This is a genomic window from Micromonospora sp. CNZ286 (genome assembly GCF_014207755.1).
The window spans coordinates 2788677-2810917 of record NZ_JACHIZ010000001.1 but is presented as its reverse complement, the minus strand read 5'-3'; the positions used below and the strand labels follow the sequence as shown (position 1 = coordinate 2810917).

21 protein-coding genes are annotated in these 22241 nt (G+C 74.7%); 13 read left to right on the top strand and 8 right to left on the bottom strand.

Translation table 11 applies throughout. The features are described 5' to 3' along the window. Nucleotides 1-157 precede the first annotated feature (157 nt). From FHX31_RS12605 to FHX31_RS12580, 6 genes are all read left to right on the top strand, one after another. Nucleotides 158-982 carry an AfsR/SARP family transcriptional regulator gene (locus tag FHX31_RS12605; protein WP_013286654.1) on the top strand — a complete coding sequence of 275 codons (825 nt, stop codon included), beginning with the start codon at nucleotides 158-160 and terminating at the stop codon, nucleotides 980-982. A 62-nt stretch (nucleotides 983-1044) separates the two neighbouring features. After that, nucleotides 1045-1392, top strand: a complete 348-nt coding sequence (locus tag FHX31_RS12600) for a TcmI family type II polyketide cyclase (protein WP_013286655.1) — start codon at nucleotides 1045-1047, stop codon at nucleotides 1390-1392. A 252-nt stretch (nucleotides 1393-1644) separates the two neighbouring features. Further along, nucleotides 1645-2625 carry a helix-hairpin-helix domain-containing protein gene (locus FHX31_RS12595; RefSeq protein ID WP_184976237.1) on the top strand — a complete coding sequence of 327 codons (981 nt, stop codon included), beginning with the start codon at nucleotides 1645-1647 and terminating at the stop codon, nucleotides 2623-2625. A gap of 321 nt (nucleotides 2626-2946) precedes the next feature. Next, nucleotides 2947-4149, top strand: a complete 1203-nt coding sequence (locus tag FHX31_RS12590) for a low temperature requirement protein A (protein ID WP_013286657.1) — start codon at nucleotides 2947-2949, stop codon at nucleotides 4147-4149. 108 nt (nucleotides 4150-4257) lie between these two features. After that, nucleotides 4258-4464 carry a hypothetical protein gene (locus FHX31_RS12585; RefSeq protein WP_013286658.1) on the top strand — a complete coding sequence of 69 codons (207 nt, stop codon included), beginning with the start codon at nucleotides 4258-4260 and terminating at the stop codon, nucleotides 4462-4464. Nucleotides 4465-4645: 181 nt separating this feature from the next. Next, the gene (locus FHX31_RS12580) at nucleotides 4646-5605 is read left to right on the top strand and encodes a TIGR03557 family F420-dependent LLM class oxidoreductase (protein WP_013286660.1); all 960 of its coding nucleotides are present in this window, start codon (nucleotides 4646-4648) and stop codon (nucleotides 5603-5605) included. Between the two features lie 39 nt (nucleotides 5606-5644). Here FHX31_RS12580 and FHX31_RS12575 read toward each other — a convergent pair whose 3' ends face one another. The 4 genes from FHX31_RS12575 to FHX31_RS12560 all read right to left on the bottom strand — a co-directional run bounded on the left by FHX31_RS12575 (nucleotide 5645) and on the right by FHX31_RS12560 (nucleotide 12164). Continuing rightward, nucleotides 5645-7741, bottom strand: coding sequence for an APC family permease (locus FHX31_RS12575; RefSeq protein ID WP_036310118.1), 2097 nt, complete (start codon nucleotides 7739-7741; stop codon nucleotides 5645-5647). A gap of 63 nt (nucleotides 7742-7804) precedes the next feature. Next, entirely contained in the window at nucleotides 7805-8242 is a 438-nt protein-coding gene (locus tag FHX31_RS12570; protein WP_013476554.1) for a hypothetical protein, read from the bottom strand. A 96-nt stretch (nucleotides 8243-8338) separates the two neighbouring features. Beyond that, nucleotides 8339-9109, bottom strand: a complete 771-nt coding sequence (locus tag FHX31_RS12565) for a DUF5995 family protein (protein ID WP_013476553.1) — start codon at nucleotides 9107-9109, stop codon at nucleotides 8339-8341. Between the two features lie 115 nt (nucleotides 9110-9224). Next, nucleotides 9225-12164, bottom strand: coding sequence for a helix-turn-helix transcriptional regulator (locus FHX31_RS12560; RefSeq protein WP_114920555.1), 2940 nt, complete (start codon nucleotides 12162-12164; stop codon nucleotides 9225-9227). A gap of 189 nt (nucleotides 12165-12353) precedes the next feature. Here FHX31_RS12560 and FHX31_RS12555 point away from each other — a divergent pair, with 189 nt between their 5' ends. Beyond that, nucleotides 12354-14474 (top strand): adenylate/guanylate cyclase domain-containing protein, encoded by a 2121-nt coding sequence (locus FHX31_RS12555; protein ID WP_184976235.1) that lies wholly within the window; start codon nucleotides 12354-12356, stop codon nucleotides 14472-14474. Between the two features lie 87 nt (nucleotides 14475-14561). Here FHX31_RS12555 and paaI read toward each other — a convergent pair whose 3' ends face one another. Beyond that, on the bottom strand, nucleotides 14562-14969 hold the full coding sequence (paaI, locus tag FHX31_RS12550) for a hydroxyphenylacetyl-CoA thioesterase PaaI (protein WP_013286666.1): 408 nt from the start codon (nucleotides 14967-14969) through the stop codon (nucleotides 14562-14564). A gap of 1 nt (nucleotide 14970) precedes the next feature. Next, entirely contained in the window at nucleotides 14971-16278 is a 1308-nt protein-coding gene (gene paaK / locus FHX31_RS12545) for a phenylacetate--CoA ligase PaaK (protein ID WP_013476549.1), read from the bottom strand. A gap of 233 nt (nucleotides 16279-16511) precedes the next feature. Here paaK and FHX31_RS12540 point away from each other — a divergent pair, with 233 nt between their 5' ends. Both FHX31_RS12540 and FHX31_RS12535 read left to right on the top strand, forming a co-directional pair. Next, complete coding sequence (locus tag FHX31_RS12540; RefSeq protein WP_184976233.1) at nucleotides 16512-16982, top strand: FluC/FEX family fluoride channel; 471 nt, start codon at nucleotides 16512-16514, stop codon at nucleotides 16980-16982. 22 nt (nucleotides 16983-17004) lie between these two features. Then, nucleotides 17005-17367 carry a fluoride efflux transporter FluC gene (locus FHX31_RS12535; protein ID WP_184976231.1) on the top strand — a complete coding sequence of 121 codons (363 nt, stop codon included), beginning with the start codon at nucleotides 17005-17007 and terminating at the stop codon, nucleotides 17365-17367. A 17-nt stretch (nucleotides 17368-17384) separates the two neighbouring features. Here FHX31_RS12535 and FHX31_RS12530 read toward each other — a convergent pair whose 3' ends face one another. Continuing rightward, nucleotides 17385-17717 carry a hypothetical protein gene (locus FHX31_RS12530; protein ID WP_013476546.1) on the bottom strand — a complete coding sequence of 111 codons (333 nt, stop codon included), beginning with the start codon at nucleotides 17715-17717 and terminating at the stop codon, nucleotides 17385-17387. Between the two features lie 87 nt (nucleotides 17718-17804). Next, entirely contained in the window at nucleotides 17805-19064 is a 1260-nt protein-coding gene (locus FHX31_RS12525; protein WP_047892464.1) for an MFS transporter, read from the bottom strand. 117 nt (nucleotides 19065-19181) lie between these two features. Between FHX31_RS12525 and FHX31_RS12520 the strand changes: the two genes are divergently transcribed. From FHX31_RS12520 to FHX31_RS12505, 4 genes are all read left to right on the top strand, one after another. Further along, nucleotides 19182-20171 (top strand): LacI family DNA-binding transcriptional regulator, encoded by a 990-nt coding sequence (locus tag FHX31_RS12520; RefSeq protein ID WP_114920561.1) that lies wholly within the window; start codon nucleotides 19182-19184, stop codon nucleotides 20169-20171. Between the two features lie 92 nt (nucleotides 20172-20263). Next, on the top strand, nucleotides 20264-20737 hold the full coding sequence (locus tag FHX31_RS12515) for a nitroreductase family deazaflavin-dependent oxidoreductase (RefSeq protein ID WP_486481672.1): 474 nt from the start codon (nucleotides 20264-20266) through the stop codon (nucleotides 20735-20737). A 145-nt stretch (nucleotides 20738-20882) separates the two neighbouring features. Continuing rightward, the gene (locus FHX31_RS12510; RefSeq protein ID WP_256092749.1) at nucleotides 20883-21746 is read left to right on the top strand and encodes an LppM family (lipo)protein; all 864 of its coding nucleotides are present in this window, start codon (nucleotides 20883-20885) and stop codon (nucleotides 21744-21746) included. Nucleotides 21747-21883: 137 nt separating this feature from the next. Then, nucleotides 21884-22228 carry a hypothetical protein gene (locus FHX31_RS12505; protein WP_013476543.1) on the top strand — a complete coding sequence of 115 codons (345 nt, stop codon included), beginning with the start codon at nucleotides 21884-21886 and terminating at the stop codon, nucleotides 22226-22228. Nucleotides 22229-22241 lie beyond the last annotated feature (13 nt).

The following is a 22241-nucleotide window of genomic DNA, read 5'->3' as shown; positions in this document are numbered from 1 at the left end:
TTGATATTCTGCGTCTCGGTCAGCCCGGCCACGGTGGAGCTTCCCGCCGTGGCGGAGGCGTTCCGACACCGGCGTCGCGGCGGCGGTCCGGGCAACGCGAAACGGTCGGGACGAGGGTTCCGGTGCTGGGGGGTGCGCCGTGTCGGGTGGATCGAGAATGCCGACGGCGGGCGAACCCGCCCCACGGGTGTCACTGCACCTGCTGGGCGGCTTCCAGCTGCTGCACGACGACACCCCCGTGGTCGTACCCCGGGGGTTGCAGCGCGTCATCGCCCTGATCGGCCTGCGCCCGGCCGCGACCCGCAGCCACCTCGCCGGGCTGCTGTGGCCCGAGACGCCTGAAGAGCGGGCGCTGTCGTCGCTGCGGACCGCGCTGTGGCGGCTGCGGCAGGATCCGTGCTGCCCGCTGCGCACCGACGGCGACACCGTCCGGCTCGGACCGACCGTCCGCCTCGACGTGGACGACCTGGTGGAGACCGCGGCGCTGGTCCGCGAGGGCGCCGTCCCGCGCGGCGCCGCCGGCGCCGGACGCCACGACCTGCTCCCCGGCTGGTACGACGACTGGGTGCTGCTGGAACGCGAACGGCTGCGCCAGCTGCGCCTGCACATGCTGGAGGAACTCGCCGGCAACCACCTCACCGCCGGGCGGCACGGCGAGGCGCTGGAGGCGGCGCTGGAGGCGATGGCCGCAGAACCGCTGCGGGAGACCCCGCACCGCCTGGTGGTCCGCATCCACCTGGCCGAGGGCAATGCGTTCGAGGCGGTCCACTCCTTCTACGTCTACCGCGATCTGCTCCTGCGCGAACTGCGCCTGGAACCGTCCCCGGCGATGACCGCGCTGCTCGACGACACCCTGGCGCCGATCCGCCGGGCCACCCGCCCGGACCCGCCGCCGCGCCGCACGGACCGGACCGCCAAACCGGCGCCGCGCGCCCCCACCTCGCCGTCGCCACCACCATCAAAGCCCCGGGGTACGCGGTGACGGCGAGGTGACAGCGCGACCGGCACCGTGAACCCAGCACCGCGGCGGCGAGAGGGGTCACGATGAGTCGACTGTTGGTGGTCAGCCGGATCGTGCCGGGCGCACAGGGACGGGTGGCGCAGATCTTCGCCGAGGCCGACGCCACCGAACTCCCCCACCTCACCGGCGTCCGGCACCGGTCGCTGTACTACCTGCACGACCTGTGCGTCCATCTGATGGAGACCGTCGACGTCGCCCCCGGGCTGACCGCGGAACTGCGCGACAACCCGCTCTACGAGCAGGTGAACAAGAGGCTCTCCGCGCACACCTCCCCGTACCTGCCGACCTGGCACTCCCCCCGCGACGCCGTGGCCGGCTGCTTCTACAGCTGGGACGCCGCCGACGTGCCTGCGCCCGACCGGATCCACTGACCGGCCACGGGCGACGGACGGGGCGCCCCGGAACCACGCACGGCACCCAGGTTCCGGGGCGTCTCCCTGCTCCGCGAGGCCGCTCGATACCGGCCTCCGGCACACGCTCGGTCATGCTGCGGCCACCGGCCGACACCGCCGGTCCCATCGTCGTGGCCCGGCCCCGGGCTGCCTGTCGTGCGCCGCGCGCGTGTGCGAAGCTGCCCCGAGTCTTTCGCCACCGTCATGCACGTACATAGAAGGAGGTTGGCCATGCCGTCGAGCTTCGGGCAGTGGCTGTTCGTGATACTGGCCCTGCTCATCGGATTCGGCGTCGGCTGGGTGGTCGTCGGCCGTCGCCGGTCCGGCGCCCCGGCGACGCCCACGGTGGAGACCGCACCCGAGGTGACCGCCACCGTCGACGAGCCGCGCCCGGTCGCTGTGGTCGACGAGCCCCCGGCGACCGCCACGGTGGCCGAGCAGCCCGCGCCCACCGAGACGGCGACCGCCGAGCCGGCCGTCGCCACCGCCGCCCGTACCGCAGACGAGCCGGAGGCGTCGTCGGTCGTCGCCGAGCCGGTGTCCTCGTCGGCCGTGTCCTCGTCGGTCGTGTCCGAGCCGGTCGCCGTGGACCGTCCGGCGGACGAGCCGGTGCCGTCCTCCGCGTCGGTCGCTGCGGACGAGCCCGCCGCCCCGGCCTCCACCGATGTGGACGAGCCGGCCGCTTCTCCGGCGCTCGTCGCCGAGTCGGAGCCCTTCGCGGCGGAGCCGGAGCGCGCCCCCGTCGCCGTTCCGGCGCAGTCGACGCCCGCCGACGAGCCGGAGGTGCCGGCGACGACGTCGTCGGCCGATTCGGCCGCTGCCGAGGCGGTGCCCTCGCCGGTCGACGCCGCCGCGACGGCCGAGACCGCCGAGCCGGTGGAGACCGCCGAGCCCGTCGCCGCCGTGCCGGCCGTGGTGCCCGCGCCGCGGGCCTCGGTCGAGAACGACGTGCCGGCGGACGCGGCCGGGGACGCGGCGGACGACTTCCGGCGGATCCAGGGCATCGGGCCGAAGCTGGCCACCGCCCTCCAGGACGCCGGCATCCGCACCTACCGGCAGCTCGCCGAGCTGGACGAGGCCGCGCTTCGGCAGACCGTGAAGGCCGCCGGGCTGCGCGCCGCACCCGGGCTGGCCACCTGGCCGCAGCAGGCCAAGGTGCTGGCGGGTGCTCCCGCCGACGCCGACCGGGTGCTGCCGGCGAGCGCCGAGTAGACAGTCCTCCACATTCCGGGCCGGTGGTGACGATGGTCGCCACCGGCCCGGTGCCTTTCCCCACCCCGTCACCTCCCCGACCTCGCGGCCCGCCCCGCCAGTACGCCGAGGTGGTCGCATCAGCACCCCGCCGACCCCGCCACAACCCCGAACTGGCGGCCGCTCCACCAGCACCAGCACCCGACGTGGTGACATCGCCACCCCGTCACCCCCGCCCGGGCCGGTATGCCGGAAAAGTGACCGCGTGCGGGCGGGCATGACTACGGTCGGTGAAGGGCCGGGACGGCCCGCCGCGCGTACCGCCACCCGCAGGAGCATCTCGTGCCCACCGCAGCGCCGGAGCCCGCCGGCCGGCGACCGCCGGTCCGCGATCCGGAGGCGCCGCGCCGGGTCACGCTGCTCGAACTCTTCTTCGACCTGGTCTACGTGGTCGCGCTCGCGTTGATCTCGCGCAACCTGATCAGCTCCGTGTCCTGGGAACGGGCCGCCGAGTCCCTGGTCATGCTGATGGCGATCTGGTGGACCTGGGCGATCACCACGCTGGTCACTGACATCTACGACCCGCAGCGCACCGAGATCAAGCTGCTGATCGTGGCGGTGATGTTCGGCGCGCTGCTGATGACCACCGCCATCCCGGAGGCGTTCGGCACCCGAGGGCTGGTGTTCGCCGGCACGTACGTGGCGATCCATCTCGGACGCGGCCTGTTCCTCATGCCCGCCGTACGGCGGCACCCGCAGAGCAACCGCCGGGCCCTGCGCATCTTCGCCTGGTTCGCCGTGTCGGCGGTGCCCTGGCTGGTCGGCGCGCTGGCCGCGCACGGCACCGCCCGGTTGTGGTTCTGGGCCGGCGCCCTGGCCATCGACTACCTGGGGTTCCGTCTGGCGTACCCGGTGCCGGGTCTGGGCGCGGTGCCGGAGTCCCAGCGCAACGTGACCGCCGAGCACCTGTCCGAGCGGTACCAGCAGTTCTTCATCATCGCGCTCGGCGACGCCGTGCTGGTCGCCGGCACCGTGTTCAGCCTGCACCACTCCGAGGTGGAGAACCTGGCCGCGTTCGCCACCGCGTTCGCCACCACGCTGCTGCTCTGGCGCATCTACGTGCACAAGTCCGGTGAGCTGCTGCCGCACGCCATCGCCCGGGCGGCTCAGCCGAGCCGGTTCCTCAACACCGCGCCGTACACCCATCTGCTGATGGTGGCCGGGGTGGTGACCACCGCGGCGGGCTTCGACCTGGTCCTGCTGAAGCCGACCGGCCACACGCCGCCGGCCTGGCTGGCGGTGATCCTCGGCGGGCCGGCGCTGTTCCTGATCGGCCGGGGCGCCTTCGAGTACGAGGTGTTCAGCCGGGTGTCGGCGTCCCGGCCCGGCGGGATACTGGCACTGCTCACGATCGCCCCGGCCGGGTTGTTCCTCGCGCCGGTCTACGCCTCCGCCGGGGCGATGCTGGTGCTGGCCGGGGTCGCTTGCGCCGACTACCGCCGCAGCCAGGGCCGCCCGCCGGAGGAGCCGATGCCACCGCACTGAGGTAATCGGAATCGGCCGTGCCGGTACCTGTGCGCCGTTTGGCGGATCACCCGCACGGGGTACAAGGCCTCCACCTCGAATCCACCACGACCCCAGTGGAGGCAACTGATGCGCGGCACCTCGATAGTCGGCGTCCTGGTCGTCATCTGGCTCATCATCGGCGCCATCGCCGCCGGTCAGCGCGGCTACTACGGCAACGACGAAACCAACTGTGCGGAGGCGGGCACGATCCTGGTCACGATCGTGGCCGGCCCGCTGAACTACATCGGCGCCAACCCGAAGGTGGACTGCAAGCTCCCCGAGCCGTCGAAGTAGGCGGCCACCCCCGTACTCCCCTTCCGGCCCGCGCCCGCCCGGCGAGCGCGGGCCGTTCCGTGCCCGCCGCGCGGACCGTCACCACCCCTCGGGCGTCCTAGGAGACTGGGTTTCGCCTGGTTTGCCGCCGGAACCGGTGGGAACGGCAGCGGTTCGCCGACGACGGAACGGAGAACCGGGCATGCGGATCGGCTACAAGCTCGCCTCGGAGGCGTTCGGGCCCCAGGAACTCATCCGGCAGGCGGTCCGGGCCGAGGAGGCCGGTTTCGACTTCGTCGAGATGAGCGACCACTACCACCCCTGGCTGGAGGTGCAGGGGCACTCCTGCTTCACCTGGAGCGCGCTCGGCGCGATCGCCGCCCGCACCACCCGCATCGGCCTCGCCACCGGCGTCACCTGCCCGTCGGTCCGCTACCACCCGGCGATCGTCGCGCAGGCCGCCGCCACCATGGCGCTGATCTCCGACGGGCGGTTCACGCTCGGGGTGGGCGCCGGCGAGCGGCTCAACGAACACGTCGTCGGGCAGGGCTTCCCCAGTGTCCGGGGGCGGCACGAGCGGCTGCGCGAGGCGCTGGAGATCATCCGGCTGCTCTGGCAGGGCGGCTACCGCTCGTACGGCGGCCGGCACCTCCAACTGGAGGACGCCCGGATCTGGGACCTGCCCGAGCAGCCGCCGGTGATCGCCGTGGCCGCGAGCGGCCGGGAGTCGGCCGGTCTCGCGGCCGAGCTGGGCACCGGCCTGTTCGCCACCGAGCCGAAGTCGTCGATCGTCGACCAGTACCGCAACGCCGGCGGCCAGGGCCCCCGCTACGCCGAGGTGCCGATGGCCTGGGCCACCGACGAGGAGTCGGCGGTCCGTGCGGCCCGGGAGACCAGCCGCTGGGCGATCACCGGCTGGAAGGTGATGAGCGAGCTGCCCAACCCGGTGAACTTCGACGCCGCCACCGCCTGGGTCGAGGACCACCACATCCGGCAGCAGTTCTCCGTCGGCCCGGACGCCGCTCCGCACGTGGAGAAGGCGCGCACGTACGTCGAGGCCGGCTTCGACCACATCGTGCTCCAGAACGCCGGGCCGGACCCGGACGGCTTCCTGGACTTCTGCGCCCGCGACCTGCTCGCCCGCGTCCGCGCGCTCGGCTAGCGCTCCGCGCTCCCCCCGCGCTCGGCCGGCCCGCGCACCTCAGCCGCCGACGTGGATGCCGGGGCGGCGGGTCGGGTCCGGCTCGGACTTGCGGATGATCTCCCGCACCACCGGCGGGGTGTCGCCCCGGCCGAGGATGAGGTAGCGCAGCAGGTGCGCGATCGGGTTCCCCTCCGACCACTCGAAGTGGCAGTGCGGGCGCACCCCCGTCGCGTCCCGCAACGCCAGCAGGATCGCGGCTATCGCGTTCGGCGCGGCCGGGCTGCTGGTACGCAGGATCCGGTAGCCGCCGGACTCCACCCCGTGCACCCGCAGCACCTGGCTGAACTGGGACGGGTCGCTCACGTCGATCTCCAGGAACAGCACGTCGGCGGCGCCCGGCACCGGGTTCATCGACCGTTGCGCCCGTTCCTTGACCCGGTACTCCTTCACCGACCCGCTCTGCCGCTTGTTGGCGATCAGGTGCAGCCGCCCGTCCCGGGCCACCGACTCGTCGACGAAGCGGCGGGCCGGCTCGTCGAACTCGATCCGCTCGGCGCGCAGCTCGGTGGTCCGGGTGACCCGGGAGATCAGCGACACCGCGACGATCCCGGCGATGAAGAACCCGGAGATGGTGATGCCGTCGGGCTTGGCCACCACGTTCTCCACCAGCGCGTACAGCAGCACGGCGGTGAGCAGCGCGAACCCGGCCGCGGCGGCACGGCTGCGGGCGCGCAGCGCCGCGATGGTCACCGCTATCGCGCCGGAGACCATCATCGCGAGGATGCCCGTGGCGTACGCGCCGGCCTGGGCGTTCACGTCGGCGGAGAAGGCGATCGTGATGGCGATGCTGATCGCGGTGTAGACCAGCACCACCGGGCGCACCGCCCGCCCCCACTCCGGCGCCATGCCGTACGACGGCAGGTAGCGGGGCACGATGTTGATCAGCCCGGCCATCGCCGACGCGCCGGCGAACCAGAGGATGAGCACGCTGCTGATGTCGTAGACGGTGCCGAACGCCTCGCCGAGGTGCTCGTGGGCGAGGAACGCCAGCGCCCGGCCGTTCGCCGGCCCGCCGGGCTCGAACGCCTCGGGCGGGATCAGCACGGTGGTCACGAAGGTGGTGGCGATCAGGTAGACCGACATGATCAGCGCGGCGGCGGTGAGCAGCCGGCGGGTGTTGCGGATCCGGGCGTCCAGCCGCCGCTGCGCGTCCTCGCCCTCGCCGCGCACCAGCGGCATCATGCTCACCCCGGTCTCGAACCCGGACAGGCCGAGCACCAGCAGCGGGAACGCGAGGACGCTCGTGGCCAGGACGTCGCCGGGCCCGCCGGTGCCGGCCAGCCGTCCGGTCCAGTCGCCGAGCAGGCCCGGGTCGGCGACGACCTCGGCCACGCCGACGACCACCACCACCGCGTTCAACGCCAGGAACGCCGCCACCAGCGGGATGGCGACCTGCACGGCCTCGCTGAACCCGAGCAGGAACACGCCTCCGAGCACGAGCAGCAGCGCCACGGTGACCAGCACCGCCGCCGTGCCGCCGTGCCGGAACGACGCGGGCAGGACCGGGTTCTCCAGCAGGTGCACGCTGGCGTCGGCGGCGGAGAGCGTGATCGTGATGATCCACGAGGTGGCGACGAAGCCCAGCAGAACCAGCACGAAGACCTTGCCGCGCCAGAACGGCAGCAGCCGCTCCAGCATGGCCACCGAGCCCTGGCCGTGCGGGCTCTCCCGGGCCACCCGGCGGTACATCGGCAGCATCCCGAGCAGCGTCAGCGCCACGATCAGCAACGTGGCCAGCGGGCTGAGCGCGCCGGCCGCCACGGCGGCGATGCCGGGCAGGTAGGACAGCGTGGAGAAGTAGTCGACGCCGGTCAGGCACATCACCTGCCACCACGGGTGGGACCGGGTCTGGTGCTCGCGGATTTCCGGTCCGACCGGCTCGACCCGGTGCGCGAACAACCACCGGTGCAGCCGGCCCGCCGGTGCCGCCGGCCGCGTCGGGGCCGCCACCCGTTCCGGCAGCTCCGGCACGGCACGGCCGGCCCGCTCGGCGTGGTCGCCGTGCCGACCGGCCCGGGCCGCCGCGGCCGCGTGCGCCTCCCGGCGCCGCTCCCGCGTACGCCTGGGCTGTTCCGGCTCCCCCGCCTGCCCCATCTGCTCCCCTTCGTCCCTATGAAGACGGTAGGGGTTGTCCCGGGTGCGGCCCGGCCGAACCGGTCAAAGATCCGGTCCGCGGGCCAGCGCGTCGCGCACCGCCGCCGGGTCGGCCACTGTGACGGTGACCGCCGGGTGCCTCAGCCAAGGGCCGGGGGCCAGCGCCGGCACCGGCTCGGCGAAGCGCAGGCAGAGCCCGCCGGCCACGCTGGCGCCGAAGGTCACCCCGCCGTCGGCCGCCGACAGGTGCGGGCCGATCGCCCGCCACCAGCGGTACGGCCCGCTCAGCTCGGCCCCGGTCACGTTGCCCGGCGTGGTGCGCAGCAGCCACGGCCCGAACCGGACGACGAGCGCGTCCGGGCCCCAGTCGAGCCAGGCCGTGGCGGGCCGTACCCCGAGCAGCGCCAGCGGCAGCCGGAACGCCGGGTCGAAACGGAACGGGAAGCGGCGGACCGGGCCCGGCGGGAGCGCCCCGGGGCCGGCCGGTTCGTCTGGCGGCACGGCGGCGACGTACCCGGTGCGGCGGCCTCGACACCCGCGGGCGGCGTTCCCGCGTCCCGCGCCCGGACGGCGGGACGCGGGAACCCCCCGTCCCGGCTACTGCAGGAACGCCCCGAGGGGCGACAGCAGCAGCCGGCCGAGCAGCGCGGCGTTGTCGTCCAGCCGCATCCGCTCACACTCGCGGGCGTCCGGGTCGTGCCGGCAGCGCCAGATCTTCTGCGCGTTGCGCCAGGCCACGTTCCGGGTGTACTCCACCAGTTCGCCCTGGTACCAGTCGTCGATGTCGCCGTTGACCATGTCGATCATGAGTTGCCAGTTGTCGAGGTAGCCGCGGCGCAGCTCCGGGATCCGCTCGGCGAAGATCTTGTTGATCTCCAGGTAGTCGCGGTGCTGGTCGCTGCCGTCGATCGGCTCCGACTCCAGGCTGTCGAACGTGGTCACCAGCGCGAACGGCAGGTCGTAGTTGATGTGCGCGTTGACGCCGGCGGCGGCCGACGGCAACGGCCGGGCGTCCGGGCCGCGCATCCGCTTGAACAGGCACGACCACGCCTTCGGGGTGCTCGGGCTGGAGTCGCTCCAGAACCGCAGCGCCTCGAAGTAGCGGGCCGCGAACTCCACATCGAGCCGAGCCAGGAACGCCGGGTCGCAGAACCGGTCGTCGTACAGGCCGTCGAGCACGGTGCTGGTGATGACCAGGTAGAGCTTGTTGAAGTCGGCGAGCGGGCAGCTCTCCTCCAGCGGCGGCAGCCGGACCAGCAGATCCTGCAACTTGGTCAGATGGTCCACGACCGCCGGCACGTCGGCGGGGTGGTCGGCGAGCAGCCCGACGATGTCCTGGTGCACAGGACCCCAGACCGGTTCGGTCATCTCTCCTCCACAACGGCCGGCGCCCCCACGACGCCACCACCCCTGTTCCGCGGCACAGCCTGCCAGCCGCCGTCCACACCGCGGATCCGTCGAACGACGTATTGCCGACGTACGCCTACTCCGCGCCATTGCGCAGGAAGATGGCGCTGGCCTGCACCCGCGTGCGTACCTGGAGCTTGTCGAAGATGTGCGAGACGTGGACGCCGATGGTCCGCTCGCTGATGAACAGCCGCTGCCCGATCTCCCGGTTGGTCAGTCCCTCGGCGACGGCGGCGAGCACCTCACGCTCCCGCGCGGTGAGCGTCGCCAGCTCGTCCACCGCCGGCCCGGCGGGCGCCGCCGCCCGCTGCCGGGGCACCGGAGCGGGGTCCGGCGCGGCGTCCAGGGCCACCCGGGCCCGCGAGGCGATGGTACGGATCTCCGCGGTCAGCGGCACCGCGCCGAGCGACTGGGCCATCGCGTACGCCCGGTGCAGCAGCTTGCCCGCGGTGGCCACCCGGCTGCGGCGGGCCAGCAGCGCCTCGGCCTGCCGCAACCGGGAGTACGCGGCCGGGTAGGGGTGGTTGCGCCGGTCCCACTCGAGCGCGGAACGCTCCCACAGCGCCGGGTCGCCGCGGCCGTCGTCGAGCCGGCTCAGCTCGGCGTCGCAGAGCGCCAGGAAGCCCTCGGCGACGTACCGCACCGGTGCGCCCGCCTTCGCGCTCTTGCCGGTCACCCGGTCGACCACCTCGCGCAGCCGGCGCACCGCGTTCGGGTCCACCTCGATCGTGCGGCTGGCCGCCGCCTCGGCCTCCGCGCGCAGCCCGTGCCAGGCCAGTGTGGCCAGCACGATCACGTCGTCGGAGCGGCTCTCGGTCAGGCCCCGCTGCACCGCCTGCCGGGCCAGGTCGTGCCGGCCCTGCCACATGGCCAGGCCGGCCCGCAGGATGAGCATCGGCAGCACGTGCCGGGCGCCGCCGCCGGCCAGCACCGTCGCCACCGCCTCCAGGTCGCGGTCGGACGCCTCGACGTCGCCGTACCCGACGGAGAGCCGGCACCGCGCCAGCAGCAGCTCGACCGCGTCGGCCCCGGACGGGCGGTGCCGCAGCGCGGCCGCGACGACCTTCTCCGCCTCGGCCCACTGCCCCACCCGGAACAGCCCGTTCGTCGCCACCGCCAGCAGCCGGGTCTCCCAGGTGCGGCCGAGCCCCAGCTCGGCGACCCGGTCGGCGCCCCGCCGGGCCACCACCACCCCCTCCTCGAGGATGTTCAGCGGCCCGGTGAGCAGCTCGGCCAGGTGCAGGTACGCGCAGGCCACGTCCTCCGGACGGCCGGACCGCTCGGCGGTCTCCAGCGCCTGGCGCATCACCGCCAGCCCGGCAGCCGGATCCTCCAGGAACGCCTCGCTGAACCCGAGCGCGGCGCTGGCCATCACCACCTCGGAGGTGGTGCCGGGAACGTCGGCGGCGAGCGCGAGGGCCTCCCGGGCCTGGTCGCCGGCCTCGGCGTAGCGGCCCAGGTGCAACAGCAGCTCGGCCAGCCGGGCGGCGGCCGTGCACCGCTCCTGCGGCGTGCAGTCGGGCGAGTCCAGCACCCGCCGGTACTCCTGCTCGGCGGGTGCCGACCGGCCGGCCGCGGCCAGGTAGCGGGCCCGGCGGATGCGCAGCGCGCAGACCGGCGGGCCGGACGGGTCGTCGGCCAGCTCCTCCAGCAGCGTCAGGGCGCGGGCATGCTCCCCGCTGTGGTGCGCGGCCTCGGCGGCGTGGCTGAGCAGCTCGGCCCGGTCCACCTCGACCGGCTCGGGCCGTGCCCCGTCGGGCGGGACGGAGGCCGGCTCGGTGGCCAGGGTCAGCGCGGCGGACCAGTGGCGGTGCGCCTCGGCGTACCCGTGCAGTCGTTCCGCCTCGCGGGCGGCCGCCATCGCCGCGGGCAGTGCCCGGGCCGGCTCGCCCGCGTGCCGCCAGTGGTGGGCCAGCCGGGCCTGGTGCAGCTCGGCCGGTACGGCGGTGAGCGCCTCGGCGTAGCGGCGGTGCAGCGCAGCCCGCTCGGCTGGCAGCAGCTCGTGGGCCAGGACCTCGGCGACCAGCCGGTGCCGCAGCCGGTAGCCGTCGTCGGCGCCGACCAGCAGGCGGTGTGCGACCGCCTCGCGGACGGCGTCGAGCAGTTCCTCCTCGGGCAGCCGCACCACCTGGGCCAGCAGCCAGTGCTCGACCGGCTCGACGCCGACCGCCACCGCGTGCACCACCGCGTGCGCCGGCTGGGGCAGCGCGTCGACCCGGTCGAGGAACACCTCGCGCAGCGTGTCGGAGAGGCCGTCGCGGCCGTCGCGCCGGTCGCGGGCCAGTTCCTCCACCACGAACGGGTTGCCGCCGCTGCGCTGCCAGAGCTGGTCGGCGGCCTCGGGAGGCAGCGGCGAGCCGACCACGGCGGCGGCCAGTTCGTCGGTGGCGGACCGGTCCAGCGGCAGCAGGTCGATCACCCGCACCGAGCGCAGCCGGCGCAGCTCGGTGAGCACCCGGCGCAGCGGGTGCGCGCCGCGCAGCGACTCGGCCCGGATCGCGGCCAGCACTGAGAGCTGGAGGTCGCCGAGGCCGGCCAGCAGGTAGAGCAGGAGCTGCCGGGTGCTGCGGTCGACCCACTGCAGATCGTCGAGGACGAGCACCAGCGGCCGTCCGCCGGCCACCACGTGCAGGCCCTGGGCGACGCGTTCCAGCAGCGCGCCGGCGCCGTCCGGGCCGGGGGTCTCCTCGTCGAAGACCTGCAACACCCCGCGGATCGCCGACGTGGTGCGCGCCTGCGCCTGCTCGGCGTCGAGCCGGCGCAGCGCCTGCCGTACCGGGTGCAGCGGCGAGGCGTCTCCGATGTCGAGGCAGGTGCCGGTGAGCACCAGGGCGCCGGTCTGCCGCAGTTGCTCTCCGACCTCGGTCAGCAGGCGGGTCTTGCCCACCCCGCTCTCTCCGGTGAGGAACACCGCGCCGGTCTGCCCGGGCCGTAGGTCGTCGTAGAGCGCCGACCGCAGCGTCGCCATGGTCCCGGTACGGCCGACGAGCGGTGCCGTGTCCACGTCGCTGGCCATGGAACGCAGCCTAGTCACAGGTCCCCGCACCGTTCTACGGCCTCGGGGCCGGACTCGTACCTCTCGCGTCGACTACACGACTAATGGTTGCGGGTGCCCGACATACGTCGTCCTACAGATCCCCCGACAACCCGGTGGTGAAAGTCTGCTGAGGTCGTCGGGCACCACGATCGGGAAAGGGTGGGTGCGATGTTGATCACCACGCCCGCAGGGAGTCGGGAAGCCGTCATCGCGGCGTGCCGGCCGGTGCCCGAGGAACGACGTACCGTCACCGTCCTCTTCGTCGACATCGTCGGCTCGACCCGTCTGGTCGAGCGGCTCGACCCGGAGGACGTACGCGCGTTGCAGCGCGCCTACTTCGGCACCGTCGCCTCGGTGCTGCGCCGCTGGCGGGGCGTGGTGGAGAAGTACGTCGGCGACGCGGTGATGGCGCTGTTCGGCACGTCCGGTTCGGACGGTCTCGACGCGTACCGGGCGGTGCGGGCCGGGCTGGACATCCAGGCCGCGCTGGAGCGGCGGCGACCGGCCGGCATCCGGCTGCGCGTGCGGGTCGGCGTGGCGACCGGCGAGGTGCTGCTGGACCTGGCCGGGGTCCACGACGGCGGCCACGGCGCGGCCAGCGGCGCGGTGATCACCACGGCGGCCCGCCTCCAGGAGCACGCGCCGCCCGGCGGGGTCGTGGTCTGCCCGGTCACCCGCACCGCGGTGGCGGGGCTGGTCGAACAGCGTCCACTCGCCACCCTGACGCTGGCCGGCAAGGCCCTGCCGCTGGACGTGTGGCGGGTGACCGGGGCGGCCGGGAGCAGACCGGCCCGGCACCGCGTCCCGCTGGTGGGCCGCCGCCGGGAGCTGGCCGGCGCGGCCGACGAGGTGACCCGGGCACTGCGCGAGCGCCGTCCCCGGTGGATCTCGCTGGTCGGGCCGCCGGGCAGCGGCCGCAGCCGGCTGCTGCACGAGGTGACCCGCGCCGTGTCGCACGTGGACGGTGTGCCGGTGCGCCGGCGGGTGACGGCCTGCCCGCCGTACCCGTGCGGGGAACTGGCGCCGCTGGCCGACCTGGTCCGTCCCCGGCCGGACGGCTCGGTCGCGGACGGCCCGGGCAGCGGCGCGCTCGCGGCGTTCCTCGCCGCGCCGGACGACGACACGGTGGCGGCCCGCGCCGTGGTCGCCTGCCGCGAGGCGCTGCTCGGCCTGGCCGCCGACGCACCGGTGGTGGTCGCGGTGGACGACCTGGACCGGGCCGCCCCGGCGCTGCGCCGGTTCCTGCACCAGCTCCACGTGGCCGCGGGTGAGCGGGGACTTCCCCTGGCGGTGGTCACCACGTGCGGCTCCGGCTCGGCCGACCCGCTGCCCACCCCGGCGCGGCGGATCCCGGTGGAGCCGCTGGGTCCGCTGGACACCGGGCGCCTGCTGCGGCACCTGCTCGACCGGGCCGGGCGGCCGGCCGCGCTCGCCGCGCGGCTGGTCGCGCTGGTCGGCGGCAGTCCGGCGGTCGCGACCGCGTACGCGTCCGCGGACCCGGCCGGCGAGCCGGGTGGCGTACCGGCCGCCGCGCGCCGCCTGGTGGACGCCCGGCTGGACCGGCTCGACGGTACGCACCGGGCGGTGCTGCTGGCCGGCGCCGCCCGGAGTGGCCCGGTCGTGGCCGCCTCGGTGGAGGCGATGCTCGGCTGGCCCGCCGGCCGGGCCGGGCCGGTGCTGCGGGCGCTGGCCGCCGCTGGGCTGATCCGCCAGGTCACGGCGGACGGCTGGGCTGTTGACGCGCTGGTGGCGCGGGTGGCCGCGATGCGGCTGTCCCGTGCGGTCCGCGCGGACTTCGCCCGCCGCCTGCGCGCCGCGAAGGACACCGCTGCCGGCCGTGTGCCGGCAGCGGGAACCGGCGTCCCGTCCCGGGGCGCCGGCGAGCGGGAGGTCTGCCCGCTCGGGGCGGGACGGTCGCGCCGGTCGGGTGGAGGGGCCCGACCGGCGCCCGTCCCGCCGGACCGGCCGGACGGGTCCGACGCGCTGTGTCCGGTGCCCGGGCAGCCGGGCCGGTCCGGCGCGCTCCGGGCGGTGCCCGCACGGCCGGGGCAGCCGGTGCGCGCCGGACCGGCGACGGGCGGCGCGACGGGGACCGTCGCGGATGCCGCGGAGCGGTCCCGGTGGCGGAACGGCCCGGCGTCCGCGGTCACGGCGTGGCCCGGTCAGCGGACCGATCCGTCATCAGCGGTCCCGGCACGGCAGGAGCGGCGGACCGGTCCACCCGGGCGGGTGGGCCGGAACCGGCGAAGAACCGGGTCCGGCGGGCAGGCGCTCGGGCTGGCCGCATGACGTCCGGGTCGGAGCGGGCACGGGGCCACTCCGGCCCGGACGTCACCCGGCACGCAGGTGTGCGGGCGCGGGCCGGCGGGCCGGCGATCAGTCGCGGGCGATGGTGCGGCTGCGGCCCCGGAACTCGGCCACCACCTCGTCCCCGCGTCGCACGCTCACGTCGTAGATGCCGCTGCGGCCGTGCCGGACCCGCTCGGTGGCGTACGCCTCCAGCAGGTCGCCCTCGCGTACCGGGCGCAGGAAGCTGATCTCGCCGCCGGCCGCCACCGTGGCCGGGCCGTGGCTGTTGCACGCCAGCGCGAACGCGGTGTCGGCGAGCAGGAACACGAAGCCGCCGTGCCCGATCGCGTGCCCGTTGAGCATCGACGGGGTGACCCGCATCCGAGCGACCGCCGCGCCGTCACCGGCCGAGACGAGTTCGATGCCGAGCCCCTTGGACGCCACGTCGGCGTCGAACATGTCGTGCGCCGCGGTACGGCCGCCGTCACCGCTCATCTCAGGACTCCCGCCGCTGGTCGACGATGCGGCGCATCTTGCCCATCGAGCGTTCCACCCCGTCCGGCTCGATGACCCGTACCGCCACTGACACCCCGATGGTGTTCTTGACCTGCTCGACCAGCGTCGCGCCGGCCCGCTCGGCCTCGTCGGCGGCGGCGCCCGCGCGTCGCTCCACGTGCACGGTGAGCGTGTCGAGCCGGCCCCGCCGGTCGAGCACGCACTGGAAGTGCGGCGACAGGGCCGGGGTACGCAGGATCAGCTCCTCGATCTGGGTCGGGAAGACGTTCACCCCCCGGACGATCATCATGTCGTCGGTACGCCCGGTGATCTTCTCGATCCGCCGCATCGGACGGGCGGTGCCGGGCAGCAGCCGGGTCAGGTCGCGGGTGCGGTAGCGGACCACCGGCATGGCCTCCTTGGTCAGCGAGGTCAGCACCAGCTCACCCCGCTCCCCGTCGGGCAGCACCTCCCCGGTGACCGGGTCGATGATCTCCGGATAGAAGTGGTCCTCCCACAGGTGCAGGCCGTCCTTGGTCTCCACGCACTCGACCGCCACACCCGGGCCCATCACCTCGGACAGGCCGTAGATGTCGAGCGCGTGCATGTCCAGGCGCTGCTCCAGCTCGCGGCGCATGTCCTCGGTCCACGGCTCGGCGCCGAAGACACCGACCCGCAGCGAGGTGGCGCGCGGGTCGACGCCCTGGCGCTCCATCTCGTCCACGATGGCGAGCATGTAGCTCGGGGTCACCATGATGACCTCCGGCTCCAGGTCACGGATCAGCATGACCTGGCGCTCGGTCATGCCGCCGGACACCGGGACGACCGTGCAGCCCAGTTCCTCGGCGCCGTAGTGCGCGCCGAGACCGCCGGTGAACAGCCCGTAGCCGTACGCGACGTGCACCCGGTCGCCGCGGCGGCCCCCGGCAGCCCGGATCGAGCGGGCCATGAGCTTCGCCCAGGTGTCCAGGTCGGCGCGGGTGTAGCCGACCACTGTGGGACGGCCGGTGGTGCCGGAGGAGGCGTGCAGCCGGGCGACACGCTCGCGGGGCACCGCGAACATGCCGAACGGGTAGTTCTCGCGCAGCTCCGCCTTCGCGGTGAACGGGAAGCGGGCCAGGTCGGCCAGCTCACGCAGGTCGCCGGGGTGGGCGCCGAGGGCGTCGAACGCGCGCCGGTAGTGGGGCACGTTGTCGTACGCGTGCCGCAGCGAGTGCCGCAGCCGGTCCAGTTGCAGCGCGCGCAGCTCGTCGACACCGATCCGCTCGACGGGATCCAGCTCGTCCGGACGGGGCGTGCGCTCCTCCACGGTGACCTCCTGGCACGACGGGCCCCGGACGCCGCGCGCCGGGCGCTGCCGCCCACCGTACGCCCGCCTCCCCCCTCCCTCACCCCTCTCCCCCGCGATCTTGCACTTGCCGCCCCACGGATGCCGCGAATGTCCGGTCCGCCGGGGCGGAACCTGCAAGATCGCGGAGAGCGGAGAGCGGAGGGCCGGGCGCGGGGGCAGGGTTATGCTCGCGAGTGCTGGTGGGAGGTGTTGTGTCCGATCCCCGCGTCGACCCGGACGTCGATCTGCGCGTACCGGCGGACCGGACGGAACTGTCCGCGCACCCGGCGGCCGTGCTCGGCGTGATCGCCGCCGGTGGCGTGCTGGGCGCGCTGGCCCGGGCGGGCGCCCAGGCGGCGGTGCCGCACCAGCCCGGCGACTTCCCGTGGGCCACGTTCGCCGTCAACGTCACCGGGTGCCTGCTCATCGGCGTGCTGATGGCGGTGCTCGCCGCCCGCCCGGCCCACCCTCTGACCCGGCCGTTCCTCGGCGTCGGCGTGCTCGGCGGGTTCACCACGTTCTCCGCGTACGCGGTCGACGCGCAGCGGCTGCTGACCGACGGCGCGGCCGGCACGGCGGGCGTCTACCTGGCCGCGACTGTGCTCGGCGCGCTGGCGGCGGTCGCCACCGGGGACACGGTGACCGCCCGGCTGCTGGCCGCCCGCGACGGGAGCCGACGGTGACCGCCCGGGACGGGAGGCGACAGTGACAGTCCTGCTGATCGCGCTCGGCGCCGCTATCGGCGCGCCGCTGCGCTACCTGACCGACCGGGCGGTGCAGTCCCGGCACGGCTCACCGTTCCCGTGGGGCACGCTGACCGTCAACGTGGCCGGGTCGCTGCTGCTCGGCGGCCTGCTCGCGGCGCCCGTCGACCCGGGCGTGACAGCGCTGGCCGGCACCGGCTTCTGCGGCGCGCTGACCACCTGGTCCACGCTCAGCTACGAGACGCTGCGCCTGGCCCGCACCGGGAAGCGCCACCTCGCGTACGCGAATGTGGCGCTCAGTGTGGTCGCGGGGCTCGGCGCGGCGTTCCTCGGCTACGCCCTCGTCGCCGCGCTGAGCGGCTGACCGCGCCGGTCAGCCGGTCAGCGGGCCCGGCGCTCCGGGTGGGCCCGGTTCCACGCCCGCATCCGCTCCGGGTAGCCGGTGCGGGCCGCCTCGTACAGCGGCACCGCGTGCTTCTGGGCGATCCGGCCGGCGACGCGGGGCGAGCCGGTACGGCGGCGGATCCACTCGCCGTCGTCCGCGATGGCGACGACTGTGGTGTCGGTGGCCGTGGTCTCCGGTTCCAGGTAGAACTCGACCCCGCGCCGGCTGGTGACGAACGCCTCCAGCTGCGCCAGGTCCTCCTTGTTCGCCTCGCGGTCGAGCTTCGTGGGCGTCGTCGGGTCGGCGGCCCGGCGGCTGAACCAGCCCATGCCCGCCTCCTCTCCTCGCGTTCGCTCCAGTGCAGCACGCCCGCCTGGCAGGCGGCTGGGAGCGCGGTGGGAGTCGGCTGGACCGGCTCAGCCGGCTTTCGCCGCCGGGGCACCGGCCTGCGCGTCCGGCGCGGCGGGACGCTCCCGCAGCACCGGCACCAGCGCGAGCGTGGGCAGCAGGAGCAGCGGCACCACGCCGAGCGCGGACAGCACCCCGAAGTGGTCGCCGAGGAAGCCGAGCAGCGGCGGCCCGGCCAGGAAGGCGGTGTAACCGATCACCGCCACCACGCTCACCCGGGCCGGGGCCTTGTCCTCGTCGTCGGCGGCGGCGCTCATCCCGACCGGGAAGCCGAGCGAGGCGCCGAGTCCCCACAGCGCGACGCCGACCACGGCGAGCGGGCCGGACCCGGCCAGCACGGCCAGCGCCGCGCCGGCGGACGCCGTCGCGATGGTCGCGTACAGCACCGGCACCCGCCCCCACCTGTCGATGGCGACGGTGCCGACGGTGCGGCCGAGCGTCATGCCCACCACGAACACGCCGAACACGGCGGCGCCGACGGCCTCGTCGACCCCGTACCCGTCCACGAACGCCACCGCGAGCCAGTCGTTGGCGCTGCCCTCGGTGAACGCCATGACCAGCACCAACAGCCCGACCAGCAGCGTGCGGGGCTCGCGCCAGGCGGCCAGCAGCGCCCGCCGCCGGGCCGCCGGCTGCCCGTCTCCGGCCGCCTCGGCAGGTGCGGCGAGGAACGCCCGGGCGCCGAGCAGCGTGCCGACCAGGACCAGCACGGACAGGACCGGCAGGTGCACCCCGACGGGTACGTCCAGCCGGGCGGCGCCGGCGCCCAGCCCGGCCCCGGCCACCGAACCGAGGCTCCAGGCGGCGTGGAAGCGGGGAAGGATCGTGCGGCCGAGGCGCTTCTCCACCGCGGCCCCCTCGACGTTCATCGCCACGTCGCACAGGCCGGAGCCGAAGCCGAACGCGGCGAGCCCGAACCCGACCCCGACGACCGATCCGGCCAGGCTGGCGGCGAGACCGGCCCCGGTCAGGCCGAGCGTGACGAGCACCACCGACACGGCCACCGTGCGCGCGGGCCCGAGCCGCTGGGCGACCAGGCCGGCGGTCGGCATGGCCAGCAGCGAACCCGCCGACACGCAGAGCAGCAGCAGCCCGAGCCGGCTCGGGCTGAGGTCGAGCGCCTCGCGGGCCGCCGGAACCCGGGAGAACCAGCTCGCCACCGCGAGCCCGTTGAGGGCGAAGACGACGGCGACGCCGTTGCGGGCGGTCAGCACCGCCCGGGGCGCCGGAGGCCGCTTCCCGGCCGGCGCGTCGATGGTGCTGCTCACGGTGCGGTAGTCCCTTCCCCCGGCTGGTCCCGACGACAATCGCACACCTGAGAGCGCTACCACCACAAGCGCCGTTATGGCTTAGCTCATCCACGCCCGAGCAGGCATGATGCGGACATGGGAACGCCGACCACACGCCCCGCCACGCTCGACGACGTGGCCCGCGACGCCGGGGTGTCCCGGGCCACCGCCTCCCGGGTGCTCGGCGGCTACGGGTTCACCTCGACGGACGCCCGCGCCCGGGTGCGGGCCGCCGCCGAGCGCCTCGACTACGTGCCGGACCTCGCGGCCCGGGCGCTGGTGCGCGGAGCAGGCGTACGCCTGGTGGTGGCGGTGGTGGGCCGCGACGACACGGTGCTGGACGACCCGTACGTGCACCGGGTGGTGAGCGCGGCGTCGCGGGTGTGCGCGCCGCACGGCGTCGGCGTGGCCCTGGAGTGGCTGCCGCTGGCCGACCCGTCGGGGCTGACCCGGCTCGGCACGGACCGGGGCGTCTGCGGGGTGATCCTGGTCAACACGACCCAGGCGGCGCTGGACGCGGTGCCGCCGAGGCTGCGCGGCCGCGTCGCCTCGATCGGCCAGGGCTCGGCGACGGTGCCGTCGTTCGACGTCGACAACGCCGGTGGCGCGGGCGAGGTGCTGCGTCATCTGTACGCCACCGGCCGGCGCCGCATCGTCATGGTCACCGGGCCGCGCTGGCTGAGCTGCGCCGAGCGTTCGGTCACCACGTACCGGGAGCTGATGCGGGAGTCGGGGTCGCCGGAGCGGCTGGTCACCGGCGACTTCACCACGGCACGGGGCGGCCGGGCGGCGCTGGAGGCGCTGCGCCGGTGGCCGGACGCCGACGCGGTCTACGCGGCCAGCGACGCCACCGCGTTCGGCGTGATCGCCGCGCTGCGCGGGCGCGGTGTGCGGGTGCCGCACGACGTGGCGGTGGCCGGGTTCGACGACCTGCCGTACGCGGCGATCAGCAGCCCGCCGCTGACCACCGCGACCCACCCGGTCGACCGGATCGCCGCCGCTGCGGCCACGGCCGTGCTGACGCGCGCGCCGGCCGCCCCGAGCACCGCGTTCCCGTCGACGCTGGTCACCCGGGAGAGCGCCTGACCGGCCACTCGGCCCGGTCCCGTCCGGGCCGGCCGGCCCTGGCCGTCTCCCTAGCGCCGTCCGCTAATGGAGGGCGGGGAAGGGAGTTTCCGATGCGGCGGTGGCGACCCACCAGATGGATGTACCGGGGCGGCCGGCCGAACCGGCTGGCCCGGATGATGAACGCGCTGTCGGCCTGGCAGTACGGCGCCGGCTTCGCCCCGCGGCACTGGCTGACGATGGAGGTGCCGGGCCGCCGCACCGGCCGGACCGTCTCGGTGCCGATCGTGGTCGCCGACCTCGACGGCGAGCGGTACGTCGTGTCGATGCTGGGCGATCGGGCCAACTGGGTGGCGAACGTGCGCGCCGCGGGCGGGCGGGTCGTGCTGCGCCGTCGCGGCCGCGAGCCGGTCCGGCTGGTCGAGGTGCCGGTGGCGCAGCGGCCACCGGTCGTGCGCCGGCACCTGGCGCTCGCCCCTGGTGCCCGGGCGCACGTGCCGGTGGACCGGCACGCCCCGCTCGCCGACTTCGCCCGGGTCGCCGCCGGTGTTCCGGTGTTCCGGATCGTGCCGGCGGACACCCGGTGAAAAGGCTCGGGCACAAAACTCCAGAATATCGAGCGCGGCGGTTTCCGCGGGTCGGCCGAATGGGAGAGACGGCCGGTAAGATCGGCGACACGAAGGCGGCTGATCGCTGACTGTCGCGCCCGGCGCGGGCGCTCACACTTGCCGCATGAATACGAGACTCCGCCGCAGCCGGGCATTCGGCCTCGCGGTGTGTCTCGCCCTCGTGGCGATATTGAGCGGCTGCATGCAGCTCAACCTCGGGCTGACCGTGAACGACGACGACACCGTCTCCGGTCAGCTCCTGCTCACCGCGCCGAAGTCCGTGCTCAAGCAGCGGAACCCGGACCCGGCGGTGGCGTTCGCCGAGCTGCGGCCGAACATTCCCTCACTTCCACCCGGAGCGGAGACCCGGTACGAGGACGCCACCTCGTACGGCATTCAGATCACGTACCGGAAAACGCCGCTGGCGCAATTCACGAGCGAAAGCGTGAATCTTGTCCGGGACGATGATCTCATTCGCTTCTCGCTTCCGCTGGACCCCAAGAAATACGGCGGCAAGTTCGGGCAGCAGGATCCGCGCCAGCAACAGGCGTTCATGACCTTGATGGAGTTCGAGATCTCGGTGACGTTCCCCGGCCGGGTGCTCGACACCAACGGCACGATCACCGGACGCTCGGTCAGCTGGAAGGTGGTCGCCAACCAGCCCAAGCCGGCCGAGTTGCGCGCCATCGCCCAGGCGCCCCCGCCGCCCGCCACCAGCCCGGCAGCAGTGGTGACCGGTGACGGCTCCTTCCCCTGGCTGCCGGTCGTCGCCGGCGCGGTCGTCCTGCTGCTGGTCGTCGCCGTGGTGGTCGTGCTCCTGCTGCGGCGCCGGGGCTCCCGCGGCGGCCCGGCCACGACGGCCACCACCGGTCCGGGCGCCCCCACCGGCCCGGGAGCGCCCGCCGGACCGGCACCCGCGGCCACCACGGGACCGGCCGCGCCCGGCAACCCCGCCGCACCGGCGCCACCCGCCGGTCCGCCGGCCTGAGACCCACCGACCACCGACGGCGCCCGCGCCGGCGGCCCACCAGCACACCGGGCGGAACCCGGGTTCAGCAAACCCGGAAACCGCCGCACCACTCCACCCCGACCGCACCACCGCACCATCGGAAAAGGGGGATCGCCGTGAACGATCTCTTCACCTGGGCCGCCCTGGGCAGCCTCACCGGCGCCAGCGCCGCCACCCTGCTCGCCACGAACGTCATCGGCGGGCTGATCGGACCGAGCGGCGACAAGGCGCGCAAGTGGATCGCGCTGGGCATCGCGCTCCTGCTGTCCTACCTGACCGCCGCGTTCGCCGACGACGCCGGCCCGGAGAAGTGGATCATCGCGTTCTTCAACGGCCTGGTGATCTTCTCGGCCGCGCTCGGCGTCAACCAGCTCCCCCCTGGCAACCGGCAGGCGACGCAGGCGTCGCCCACCCAGCTCGCCCAGGGGCAGGAGCCCCGCTTCGTCCGCTCCTGGGTCTGAGAGAGGTGACCCC